This is a genomic window from Thermoplasmata archaeon (genome assembly GCA_036395115.1).
Lineage (GTDB): Archaea > Thermoplasmatota > Thermoplasmata > RBG-16-68-12 > RBG-16-68-12 > RBG-16-68-12.
The window spans coordinates 17346-29583 of the sequence record DASWDU010000041.1; the positions used below are offsets into that span (position 1 = coordinate 17346).

Below are 12238 nucleotides of genomic sequence, written 5' to 3' on the forward strand. Positions count from 1 at the left end.
GTCTCACCTCAGCAATACGTGTACCATGCGGGATCCGCCTTGCCCGCCGGGTCGAGCGGCATGCCGCCGACCAGGTTCAGTCCTTGCACTTTGACCGGGATCACGGCGAGGGCGCGCGGCGCGGGCCCGTGGACGCGCTCCGCCCCGACGTACGGTTCTCCGTTCTTCGGGTTGATGTTCACGACGAGGAGCATCGGATCGTACTGGGACCCGTGGCAGACGCAGTAGATCGGGTCCTCCCCGAACTGGACGTACGTTGGCGGGGACGCCCCGTAGGTGCTGTAGTCCCTCGCCGGGGGAGGGTTGCTGATGACGTGCCAGCCCGGGTAGCAGCACAGGTGGACGCATCGATCGAAGAGGACCACGATCCGCGTCCCGCCGTTCGCCGCGTCCAGGGTCGCATCGTCGAAGTACAGCTGGAAAGCCGAGTCGGTCGCCTGCAGCTTCTTGAACGTCTCCGGCAGCTGGTCGTCGGGGGGCACCGTGAAGAACTGGTTTTCCCGCTTGATGCGGATGATCATGCAAGGGTAGCCGGTCCCGGGGACGTAGGTCGAGTCCTGGAACAGCCCGCGCCATACCCCGGTCGCGCCCTGCCACACCCCGAAATCGGTCACGCGCACCGAGGAACCCGCCCTCACGTTCCACCACTGCGGGGTCGGGAACTTCGTATACTGAATCGTCTCCCGGATCTCGCCCGTGAACTTGTACGGCGGGGGCAGCAGCTGGCCCGTGGCGAGGCCGCCGAGGCTGGCGACCGAGCCGATGGACGCGGCGGTCAAGCCGAGCTTGACCCACTCGCGGCGGGTCCATCGCTTCTCCCGTTCCTCTTTCTCCCAGCTCACCGCAGCACCTCAGCGGAACGCCCGGTGGAGCACGATCTTCGGGCGTCGAATCTTGTGAATCAGCTCGTCGGGCATGAACTCTTTGCGATATACGTCGACGGCGACGGCCAGGAGGAGGAAGACCATCCCCATGAAGACCGCCATGTACGAGTCGGCCTGGGCGTCCTCCGCGCCGCCGAGGACCTGGAGGGCGACGATGACCGTCAGGATGCTGAACCACAAGATCCCGACGACGAGGCCGCCAATGGCCAAGGCCGCCATCGAACTCCGGCGGGGCGCGTCGCCCCGGATCAGCTCGGTCAAGGGAGACCCTTCCGAACGTGTTCCGCGTGGTCGACGAAGTGGCGGCTGGACGACTTGATGACGAAGTACGTGATGCCCGTCCACGCGAGCGTGACGGCAATCCCGATGATTCCGATCCAGTAGGCCCGGAGGAGGATCCCCTTCTCCGCGGCGGCGGGCGGGACGCTCGCTAGGACGATCTGCCCCGTCATGCCGGCGCCCCGGTGCGGGATGCAAAAGAACAGGATTCCGTTCGACCCGGCCTCCGGCGCAAAGCGCGTGCCGTTGGTCAAGAGGATCTGCGTCATCGTGACGACCGTGAACTCGACCGTCACATTCAGGCCGGGGTCCACGAGGTTCGTGCTGAGTTTCTCGGTCCCATTCACGTCGTTCATTGTGAACGAGTGTTGCATCGTGTCGTTGTTGTGGAACGTCACGACGAGGTGCACCGGGACCTGCGGGATGAGAATCTGCGCGGGCGCGAACACCTGTTTACCGCCCACCGTCTCGCCGAATACGAAGACGGTCAAGGTCGGCGTCGGGACGGCCTGCGCCCGGACGGTGGAAAGGACGGCGGCGGGGGCGAGCGCGACGATCAGAAACGTCGCGATGATAATCGCAAACGTTCGCATCCTACGACCCTCTGACTCCCGCTGCCTTTGGAGGCGTCCGGACGGCCGCCAAAGAGGACGTTCCCTATTTATACGTTGTGCAGTTGTCTCGATTCTCTCCTTAGAAAATGTGCGAGCGGGACGCGTTTCGTTGCTGGGCGTTTCGCGCCGAAGTTGCATTCTCACGTGAGTATAAAATTCGGTCGATGAAAATCAGCCCGTGTGCTTCGAACGCTCGTTTCGCCCATTGCAGTCGTAGGATGAAAACCTTTAAACACGGGCCCAGTTCTCCCCGACCGTTCTCGCGTGAAGAAAGAGGAAACTCTCCAGAAAATCAAGGCGGCCGAAGGCCAGATTCGAAGCGCGAAAGCGTTGGCGGAGGCGGAGCGGGAGAAGATCCTCCGGGACGCGCGGCGAGACGCGTTCGAGCTCCGCGAGAGCCTGCGGCGCGAGGCGGAGACGCGTTACGAAGACATCCTACGCGAGGCCGATCGCGGGACGGCCCTAGAGACGGAGTCGATCCTCGCTGCCGGTCGGAAACGCGCCGCCGAGCTCTTGGGACAAGCGAACAGGAACCTGGAACGCGCGGTTGACCTTCTGATTCAGAAGTTCAAGGGTGCCCTGAATGTTTAGGCCCGTCCCGATGACCCGGGCCTTGATCGTCGGGCCGCGGGACGAATTGGAACCAACCATCGAACGGCTGTACGACCTGAAGCTGATCCACATTGTCGACCATACCGAAGGGGAAGAGGGCCTCGAAATCGGAAGGCCGCTCCCCAGAGCCTCGGAGGCATCGGAGATCCTCGTCAAGCTCCGATCCCTCACATCCGTCCTCCAGATCGAGGAATCAGAGCCCGCCGCCGAGACCGCAATCACGGGCGACCTGCGCCAGAAAATCCTCTCACTGGAACTGAACATCTCGGAAGAAGACGCGACCCGCAAAAAGATTCAGGCCCTTCTCGCGGAACTGGACCGCAAGATTGAGGAGACGACGCCCTTCGCGCAGCTCCCGCTGTCCCTCGAAGACTACCGCGGGTACGAACGCCTCGAGGTCCTCGTCGGAAAGGCCCCGCAGGAAATCCAGGGCCTCGATGGCGTCACTTCGGAGTACGAGGCGTTCGAGGCGCCGGGATTCCTCGCGGTCTTCGTCGTCAAATCGAAAGCCGACGACATGCGCAGTTTCCTCGCTCAGCATGGCTTCACGAGCGTCCCGGTCCCCGAAGGCCCGGGCCACCCGCGGGACCTCCTGGCGAGGCTCCTGAAAGATCGCGAGCGGTGGCAAGCGCGGTCCAAGGAGACCGAGGAGCGCCTGACGACCCTCCGGGAGCGTTACGCCGGCTTCCTCGTCGCTGCGAAGGCGCACTTGGAGACCCAGGTGGAGAAGGCGGAAGCGCCCCTCCGCTTCGCCGTCACGGATCACACGTTCCTCGTCGAGGGATGGGTGCCGGCCAACGTGTTTCCGTCGATGAAGGAGCGAATCGAATCCGAGTCTCCCGTCTTCGTCTCGGACCTCGAGGCGGGAGAAGGCCATGGGAACCCGACATCGGAACCGCCGGTTAAGCTCCAAAATCCCCGGCTCTTTCGGCCTTTTGAGATGCTGATCAACTTGTTCGGCACTCCGAGCTATCACGAGCTCGATCCCACGCTCGTCATCTCGTTCGCCTTCCCGATGATGTTCGGGGTCATCATGGGCGACGCAGGGTACGGACTGATTTGGGTCACCTACGGGCTATGGCTCCTGCGTCGGTGGAGGGACCGGCCGTGGGACTTCTGGAAGAACCTTCTCGTCGCGTTCATCTGGGGAGGCTTCTGGGCCACAGTCTTTGGGACGTTTGTCTTCGGAGAGGCCTTCGGGATCCCATTCCATGCGCCCGCAGCCGCAGGACTCTCGCGCACGGAGTCGTTCAACTGGTCGGACGACATCCTGCACCTGAGCATCCCCTGGCAGCCGGTCTTGCAGAAACTCCATCAGGTTACGGACTTCATCGTCCTCTGCCTTGCCATAGCCTACCTGCACTTGGCCATCGCATTCGGATTCGGCGTCGCGAACGAGGTCCGTCACAACCGAAAAGAAGCGGTGGGCAAATTCGGCTGGCTCCTCATCTTGACCGGCATCTTCCTCGTCATGATGGCCCGAGCGGGACGCTGGCCCGGGACTTTCGGGTACGGTATCTGGAACGGGCTCTTCGCGTGGTTCCCCCACGCAGGGATGACCCTAGCGTCGGTAGGATTTACGGAGTCGAACCCAATCCCGATTGCCGCGTTGTCCATCCTCGGTCTCGGCGTGGCGCTCATGCTGGTCACCGAGGGCGCAATCAAGTTCATGGAGATTTTCGGGCTATTGGCGAACGTCGTTTCCTACGCTCGTCTCGCGGGGTTTGGAGTCGGGGAAGCGGCCGTCATCGTCGCCCTCAACTCCATCGCCTTTGAATATGGCATTTTCCCTTGGATCGACGGGGGAAATGTCATCGGCCTCATCGGGGGCATCGCCGTCATGGCCCTCTCGAACTTTCTCTTGTTCCTCCTGAGCACAATCTCTGGCGCAATCCAATCCATTCGGCTTAATTACGTGGAGTTCTTCCTGAAGTTCTATAAGGGCAGCGGGACGTTGTTCCGGCCCTTTGGGATGAAATCGAAACCGGAGGTGTAAAACACATGGCAGTAACGGCAGGCCAAGAAGGACTTATAGCCCTCGCGGCAGCGATCACCATCGCTGGGACGGGGCTCGCTTCGGCTTGGGCAGAGAAGGTGATCGGAGCGGCAGCGGTCGGTGCCATCGCGGAGAAACCCGAGTTGTTTGGCCGGGTCATCCCCCTGGTGGCACTGCCGGAGACGATCGTGATCTTCGGTCTCGTCATCGCCTTCTTCCTGTTCGGCACGCTGGCCTGAGCGGCAAGGGTTGTCCGTGACGCTGGAGACGGTCGTCGAGTCCATCCTCGAGGCCGGCAATGCCGAGGCGGATCGGATCCTCGCGGAGGCGCGCGCCGAGCGCGAGCGAATGCTGTCCGAGGTACGGGCCGAGGCCGCAAGAGAGAAAGCGGACGGCGAGGCACGCGCCCGACAGGAAGTCGAGCGGAGGCGAGTCCAGGCGCTCGCCCGCGCGGAACTCGAGGCGAGGAAAATCGTCTTGGGGGCGCAGCGGGAGGGCCTCGACGTCGTCTATGCGACCACGCTGTCCCGACTCGGCCAATTGCCCGAGAATGCGGACAACCTCCGGGCCTTGCTGAAGGCGAACGAGACGGAATGGCGGGGCGGAAAGGTGTACTCTAACGCGCGCGACGAACCGGTCGTCCGGAAGGCCGTCGGTAGCGCGTTCTCGGGGACGATCGACTGCGCAGGCGGGGTCGTAATCGAGAGTGCGGACGGGACCCGTCGGATCGATCTGCGGTACGAGTCGATCCAAAGGGATGTGTGGGACGATGCGGTGAAGGAGGTGGCGGACACCCTATGGCCTTCGAAGGCGTGAGGGGACGGTCTGCGCCGATACAGGAGCTCGAACCGCTCCTCGAGCGGTACCGCTGGATCCGGGAGCGCGTCCCGTACGAGACGGGCAACTACCCGTACGTCACGGCGAGGGTCCGTGCGAAACGGTCCGCCCTGCTGCCCGAGGACGTCTTCGGACGACTCCTGCAGATGGAAATCCCGGAGATTGCGCGGTTCCTCGGGGAACGGGAGTACAAGGCGGAGATGCTCGCGCTCGGGGGCCGCTACTCCGGCGTGGACCTCATCGAGGCCGCGACCTCGCGGAACCTGGCGAAAGTGTACAACGAGATATACGATTTCTGCGAAGGTGACCTCCGGGCGATCGTCGGCCGATACATGGACCGATACGACCTCCAGAACGTCAAGACCATCGTCCGCGCGAAGACGTATGGGGCATCGGCCGAGGAGGTGGAGGAGGACCTCGTCCCCGCCGGTAGCTTCCCTCTCGAATTCTTAGAGCGGCTCGTGGCCTCGGAGGACCTGGATGTGCTCTTCGCGCGCCTGTGGGGGACGATTTATGCGCAAGCCCTGGAGGGCCTAGCCCCTCGCGCCTCCGAGGTCGCGAACTGGTCCGACTGGGAGGACCGCGTCTCCCGCCTGTACTACGAGGAATTGCTCGAGGCCGTGCCGCCATCGACGGAGGCGAATCGCCTCATGCGCGTGTTCATCCAGCGGGAGATCGACATCATCAACCTGAAGACGCTCCTGCGGGCATGGGCGGCCAAGGCCTCGTTCACCCGGCCGATCTTCCTTGCGGGTGGACATGAGATGGACGCCGAAGACCTCGGAGAGATGATCGCCCTCGACAAGCCCGGTCTCGTGGGCCGCCTGGCGGAGTACTCGTTCTACGAGGAAATCGCCCCCGAATTCGAGGGGTCCGAGGTCCCCGCGGTTGGCCCGCTCCTGCGGAAAGTCGAGCGGATTCACCTGACGGAAGCGGGACGGTATGCGCACCTGCACCCGCTCTCGATCCTGCCCATCCTCGACTTCATCGTACGGAAGGATCGAGAGGTCCAGAACATCCGGCTCATCGCGCGCGGCAAAGAGAGCGGGCTTTCCACCGACGTGATCCGCGAACTCCTGGTGGTGTGAGATGGAGATCGCCGCGGTCGGCCGGGACGATTTCGTCCAGGGATTCAAGCTCGTCGGCGTGCGCCGTGCCGTCGCGACGACGAAGGAAGAGATCGAGCGCAAGCTCGCGGAGATCCTAGACGACCCGGAAGTCGGAATCCTCGTCCTCGACACCGCGGACATGAAAGGGCTGAGCCACTCGATGCGGCGGCGGCTCGAGACGGTCGCCCGGCCCGTCGTCATCGCCGTCGGCGCGGCGGAAGACGAGGACCTGCGCACGAAAGTGAGGCGCGCGATCGGCGTGGACCTGTTCAAGTGAGGTGGCGAGGTGGCGGCGAGCGCAAAGGGAGCACGGGACGACATCAAGGGCACGGGGACGATCGAGCGCGTCGCCGGGCCGGTCGTCACCGCGATCGGCCTGCGTCCGCGCATGTATGACGTCATGCTCGTCGGGACGGAGCAGCTCATGGGCGAGGTCATCCAGATCCTCGGCGACAAGACGGTCGTCCAGGTGTACGAGGAGACATCCGGCATCCGACCCGGCGAGCCGGTGGCGGACACAGGTAAGCCGCTTACCGTCGAGCTCGGCCCCGGACTCCTTGGGAACATCTACGATGGCGTGCAGCGGCCGCTGCCCGTCCTGAAGCAGGTGATGGGGGACTTCATCCTTCGCGGGGTGCGCGCGCCCGGACTGAGCCGCGAGAAGCAATGGGACTTCAAACCCGCGGTGAAGGAGGGCGATGCGGTCAAAGGCGGGCAAGTCCTCGGCACGGTCCAGGAGGCCAAGAACGTCGAGCACCGGGTTCTCGTGCCTCCAAATTTGAGCGGGAAGGTCACCCGCATTCGCTCGGGAAAGATGAAAGTCGACGACGTCGTGGCGGAGCTCGACAACGGCCGCAAGCTCACGATGAAGCAGGACTGGCCCGTTCGGCAGCCACGACCCACGAAGGATCGGCTCATGCCGTCCGTGCCGCTCATCACCGGTCAGCGGGTGATGGACTTCCTCTTCCCGATTGCAAAGGGAGGCACGGCCGCGATTCCCGGCGGCTTCGGTACGGGCAAGTGCGTTGTTGGAGATACTCCGGTCTATCTCGTTGATGGCCGCGCAGTTCCCATCCGGGAGCTGTTCGAGTCCGCCCGCGGTCGTTTCCCTGACGAGGGGCCAGAGACGTTCATCGCGCTCGACCGACCGCTGCGGGTGTGGACCTTTGACGGAGACAGCATCGCAGTCGGATTCGCGACTGCGGTGTATCGTGGCCGTACCAACAGGCTAACGGAAGTGCGGCTCCAGAGTGGAAGGGCCGTCCGCGTGACCCCGGTTCATCGCCTCTTCCAGGCGACAGACGGCGGAATCATCGAGACCCCTGCGGCGGAACTGCAGGTCTCTGACCAAGTACTTGTTCCACTCGAAATCCCCCGGATCGGAACCGAGAATTTGCCTTCCGGTCGCGAAGTCGGATCGGAGATGTTGGTCGTCACCCCCGAGAATCGTCTCTTTACGAAGGAGCCGGTGGTCGAGGTCCGTACCTGGGAGGAGGCTCGGGATGTTTATGACCTGACCATCGAGGGCACGCACAACTTCGTCGGCGGAGACCGACCGATGATTCTCCATAATACCGTATCCGAGCAACAACTTTCGAAGTGGTGCGACGCGCAGGTCGTCATCTACATCGGATGCGGCGAGCGCGGGAACGAGATGACGGAAGTCCTGACGACGTTCCCGAAACTCGAGGACCCGTACACGGGTGCGCCGCTGATGGAGCGCATGGCGCTCATCGCGAACACGAGCAACATGCCGGTCGCGGCGCGGGAGGCTTCCGTGTACACGGGCATGACGCTTGCGGAGTACTACCGCGACATGGGGTACAATGTCGCCCTGATGGCCGATTCGACCTCGCGGTGGGCCGAGGCGATGCGGGAGATCTCGAGCCGCCTCGAGGAGATGCCGGGGGAAGAGGGCTTCCCCGCCTACCTCTCGGCGCGGCTCAGTGAGTTCTACGAGCGGGCGGGCCGGGTCACGACTCTGAACGACCGCGAAGCCTCCGTCTCCGTCGTCGGCGCGGTCTCGCCGAGTGGCGGTGACTTCTCCGAGCCCGTCACGCAAGGGACGCTCCGCATCGTGAAGGTGTTCTGGGCCCTCGACACCGCACTCCGCGCGCGCCGACACTTCCCCGCCATCAACTGGCTCACGTCGTATAGCCTGTACAGCAGCGCTGTGGAAGGCTGGTTCCGGACGCAAGTCAACGAGGAATGGCCGAAGCTACGGCAGTGGGCGCAGCGAACGCTGCAAGAGGAGTCGGAACTCGAGGAGATCGTCCGGCTCGTCGGCGCGGACGCGCTCCCTCCGGAGCAGCAGCTGACGCTCGAGGTCGCCCGCATGATCCGCGAGATCTTCCTGCAGCAGAACGCCTACCACGCGGTCGACACGTTCTGCCCGCCAGAGCGGCAGTACAAGCTGATCTCCTCAATCCGGAAGTACGCCGACCTCGGGAAGAAGTCGCTTGCCCTCGACGTGCCCGTGAAGGACATCGCGGGCGTCAAGAGCCGCGAACTGCTCACGCGCGTCAAGTACGAGGAGAAGTTCGATCAGGAACTCGAGAAGACGCTCGCGATGATGGACGACGACTTCAAGCGACTGGAGGCGCGCTGATGGCGAAGGAGTACCGCACGATCACGAAGATCGCGGGACCGCTCATCTTCGTCGAGAATACGGAACCCGTCGGATACAACGAGCTCGTCGAGGTGTCACTCCCGGACGGCCGGCGCAAGCGGGGCCAGGTCCTCGACTCCTCGACGAGCGTCGTCGTCGTGCAGATCTTCGAGGGGACGGCCGGGATGGACCGACAATCGAGCGTCAAATTCCTCGGGGAGACGATTAAGCTCTCCGTCTCGAGGGAGATGCTCGGCCGCGTCCTCACCGGATCCGGCGAGCCCGCCGACGGAGGGCCGCCGATCCTCCCGGAGAAGCGCGTCGAGATCCAGGGGGCCGCAATCAACCCTTACTCGAGGGAGCACCCCGCGGAGTTCATCCAGACCGGCATCTCGACGATCGACGGGCTGAACACGCTCGTCCGCGGTCAGAAGCTCCCGCTCTTTTCCGGCGCAGGCCTGCCGCACAACGAGGTCGCGTTGCAAATCGCCCGCCAGGCGAAGGTCCTCGGGAGCAAGGAACCGTTCGGCGTCGTCTTCGCGGCGATGGGCATCACGCACGAGGAAGCGCGCGTCTTCATGAACGATTTCGAGCGGACGGGGGCCCTCAAGCGCGCGGTGCTCTTCCTGAACCTCGCGGACGACCCGGCCGTCGAGCGGCTCATCACGCCCCGCATGGCGCTGACCGCCGCCGAGTTCCTTGCGTACGAGGTCGGCATGCACGTGCTGGCGATCCTGACGGACATGACGAACTACGCGGAGGCGCTGCGGCAGATCGGCGCGGCTCGGGAGGAGGTACCCGGCCGCCGCGGCTATCCCGGGTACACGTACACGGACCTCGCGACGATCTACGAGCGGGCGGGGCGGATCCAGGGCCGGCCGGGCTCGATCACCCAAATCCCCATCATGGCGATCCCCGACGACGACTGGACCCACCCGGTCGCCGACCTGACCGGATACATCACGGAGGGTCAGATCGCGGTGAACCGGGAGCTGCACCGCAAGGGGATCTACCCGCCGATCGACCCGCTGCCGTCCCTTTCGAGGCTCATGGACGCCGGGATCGGCAAGGACCGGACGCGGGAGGACCACAAGCAGGTCTCGGACCAGCTGTACGCCGCATACGCGGAGGGCAAGGACGTGCGGGGCCTCGTGGCGATCGTCGGGAAGGAGGCCCTCTCCGACCGAGATCGGAAGATGCTCGAGTTCGCGGATCGGTTCGAGCAGGAGTTCATCCGCCAAGGTTCCGAGGAGGACCGGAGCATCGTCGACACCCTCGAGATAGGCTGGAAGCTCCTGGCGACGCTGGACGAGGCCTGGCTCACGAAGATCGACCGAAAGACGCTCGAGAAGTACCATCCGAAGTACCGGGGCGCGGCGAAGGTGAGCGCGTAGGATGGTCCTCGCCGAGTACAAGCCGACCCGATCCCAGCTGCTCCAGCTCCGGCGCACCCGACGCATGGCGGAGCGGGGCCACCGCCTGCTGAAGCTGAAGCGGGACGCGTTGATCGTCGAGTTCTTCCGCGTGCTCGAGCGGGCGAAGACGCTCCGATCGAACCTCGCGGAGAAGTACCGGGTCGCGGAACAGCGCATCGCGATCGCCCGCGCGATCGAAGGGTCCATCGGGGTGCGGTCCGCCGCGCTCGCGTCCCGAGAGGTGCCGACCCTGCAGCTGAAGACGAAGAACGTCATGGGGATCATCGTCCCGAAGATCGACGCGAAGAGCGTCCGGAAGAAGCTCGAGGACCGCGGCTACGGCATCATCACGACGTCCGCCCGGATCGACGAGGCGGCGGAGGCGTACGAGGCACTCGTCGAGGACATCGTCGTGGCGGCGGAGATCGAGACGACGATGCGGCGCCTCATCGAGGAGATCGAGAAGGTGAAGCGTCGCGTGAACGCTCTCGAGTATCGCGTGATCCCGGAACTCAAGTCGACGGAGGCGTTCATCCGCCAACGCCTCGAGGAGATGGAGCGCGACAACTTCATGCGGCTCAAACGGTTCAAGCAAACCGAAGGGTCGTAGGCCCGACGCGCCTGGCCAGATTGCGAGCCCGACCGCGGTCTAGCGTTGACCCGGCGGAATCTCGGTCGACGCGGTCCGCTCAATCGGCGCTGTGGTCGTCGCATCCTTCGGCGCGTGGGCGGTCGGGTGAACGGTCGTGGGGACGCCCTCGGGAACGGGAGGCGCCCGAGCCCCCCTCTGCCAATCCCCGCGGCGGTACCGGCCGTGGCGTGCGAGCTGCGCCATCATCGCGGGCAGGCCCGGGAGATCGTCGACGAAGTACCAGAACGCCAAGTTCTCTCCGTACCGTTCCCTGAGGTCTGACAAGAACTCGTTCAGGCTTCGCGACACGTCGGGCGGCAGCGTTCCCGGGTAGATCGCGGCGAGGTAGACGTGGGCCCCGCGTTCCACGGCTACGTGCCGGTTCCCGAGCTCGAACTTCTTCAACTCCCCTTGCTCCTCGCGGAAGGCGTCCCGGACGAACGCCGAAATCACCGTGAACATCCCCGCCAAGATGTCGTCATCCATCTCGGCCCGCGGGCGGACGGTCGTGTGGACGAGGAGGCGTCCGTCGAGGCCGATGAGGAACAGGTCATCCGTCGGGGTCCGGCGCGGATAACGCTTCCAGGCGAAGTAACCCGCGATCCCGGAGGCCAGGAGGAGGAGAGCCCCCCACGGGCTCACGAAGACGGACCACATCGAAGCGCGGTACACGACGGCCAAGGACGCGATCGCAGGGGAAACGCTCGTGTTCCCGCTGGAGAGAGTGGCGCGGATGACCAAAGGCTTCGTCGCCAGACTATGGAGATCCTGTCCGTCCACGACCCCCATCCAATTCGTTCCGCCGTCCACGGAAATCGCGTACACGATTGCGGTGCCTCGGGGCCGTGTATCGTTCACGCGGAGCGATTCCCACCCGAACAACGAATCCCGCGGGAGGAACGGCGCCGTGCGGAGGACCCCGACCGAGTCATACGCGTCGGCCTGAATCGAGAGGCGCGTGACGACGGGCGTGCCGACGCCGTCCGTGCTCAGTGACAGCCGCCACTGCAAGAACCGGTTCGGCGGACTGGCAATCCGCGTCCCCGACACGACGTCCCACGGGGTCCACGACGCGTCGCCCGGTAACGAGGCATTCCCGGTCCTCGTCTCGACCGCGACGGATGTCGCGGGGGGGTCCGCCGTCGCCTGAACGACCGCACTCGCCCAAATCGCGGCGGATCCGACGTCGATCGGAAGGCCGGTAAAGGACCCGTCATCGTACTCCCGTGCGGTCAGCCTGACGTTGTCGATCC

At 64.6% G+C, this 12238-nt stretch carries 13 protein-coding genes; 9 read left to right on the plus strand and 4 right to left on the minus strand.

Going from position 1 to position 12238, the window contains the following annotated elements:
- Positions 1-8 precede the first annotated feature (8 nt).
- From VF992_10220 to VF992_10230, 3 genes are read right to left on the minus strand one after another with little or no spacing between them, the layout of a single operon-like run.
- On the minus strand, positions 9-842 hold the full coding sequence (locus VF992_10220) for a hypothetical protein (protein ID HEX9341522.1): 834 nt from the start codon (positions 840-842) through the stop codon (positions 9-11).
- A gap of 9 nt (positions 843-851) precedes the next feature.
- Positions 852-1145: a hypothetical protein gene (locus VF992_10225; GenBank protein ID HEX9341523.1), complete on the minus strand. Its 294-nt coding sequence runs from the start codon at positions 1143-1145 to the stop codon at positions 852-854.
- On the minus strand, positions 1142-1756 hold the full coding sequence (locus tag VF992_10230; GenBank protein HEX9341524.1) for a plastocyanin/azurin family copper-binding protein: 615 nt from the start codon (positions 1754-1756) through the stop codon (positions 1142-1144). Before VF992_10230 ends, VF992_10225 begins: the two co-directional genes overlap by 4 nt.
- 285 nt (positions 1757-2041) lie before the next feature.
- Between VF992_10230 and VF992_10235 the strand changes: the two genes are divergently transcribed.
- The 9 genes from VF992_10235 to VF992_10275 are packed head-to-tail and all read left to right on the plus strand — an operon-like array spanning position 2042 to position 10964.
- Entirely contained in the window at positions 2042-2368 is a 327-nt protein-coding gene (locus tag VF992_10235) for a hypothetical protein (protein ID HEX9341525.1), read from the plus strand.
- A 10-nt stretch (positions 2369-2378) separates the two neighbouring features.
- Positions 2379-4385, plus strand: a complete 2007-nt coding sequence (locus VF992_10240; protein ID HEX9341526.1) for a V-type ATP synthase subunit I — start codon at positions 2379-2381, stop codon at positions 4383-4385.
- 5 nt (positions 4386-4390) lie between these two features.
- Positions 4391-4624, plus strand: a complete 234-nt coding sequence (locus VF992_10245; protein ID HEX9341527.1) for a hypothetical protein — start codon at positions 4391-4393, stop codon at positions 4622-4624.
- A gap of 16 nt (positions 4625-4640) precedes the next feature.
- The gene (locus tag VF992_10250; GenBank protein HEX9341528.1) at positions 4641-5201 is read left to right on the plus strand and encodes a V-type ATP synthase subunit E family protein; all 561 of its coding nucleotides are present in this window, start codon (positions 4641-4643) and stop codon (positions 5199-5201) included.
- On the plus strand, positions 5183-6310 hold the full coding sequence (gene ahaC, locus VF992_10255) for an ATP synthase A1 subunit C (GenBank protein HEX9341529.1): 1128 nt from the start codon (positions 5183-5185) through the stop codon (positions 6308-6310). Before VF992_10250 ends, ahaC begins: the two co-directional genes overlap by 19 nt.
- A gap of 1 nt (position 6311) precedes the next feature.
- Entirely contained in the window at positions 6312-6608 is a 297-nt protein-coding gene (locus tag VF992_10260; protein HEX9341530.1) for a V-type ATP synthase subunit F, read from the plus strand.
- Positions 6609-6650: 42 nt separating this feature from the next.
- A complete protein-coding gene (locus VF992_10265; protein ID HEX9341531.1) occupies positions 6651-8939 on the plus strand; it encodes a V-type ATP synthase subunit A in 2289 nt (762 codons plus the stop codon).
- Complete coding sequence (locus tag VF992_10270) at positions 8939-10333, plus strand: V-type ATP synthase subunit B (GenBank protein HEX9341532.1); 1395 nt, start codon at positions 8939-8941, stop codon at positions 10331-10333. Before VF992_10265 ends, VF992_10270 begins: the two co-directional genes overlap by 1 nt.
- A gap of 1 nt (position 10334) precedes the next feature.
- The gene (locus VF992_10275) at positions 10335-10964 is read left to right on the plus strand and encodes a V-type ATP synthase subunit D (protein ID HEX9341533.1); all 630 of its coding nucleotides are present in this window, start codon (positions 10335-10337) and stop codon (positions 10962-10964) included.
- Between the two features lie 39 nt (positions 10965-11003).
- Here the strand turns inward: VF992_10275 and VF992_10280 are convergent.
- Positions 11004-12238 (minus strand): hypothetical protein (locus VF992_10280; protein ID HEX9341534.1); only part of this gene is annotated, 1235 nt, incomplete at its 5' end.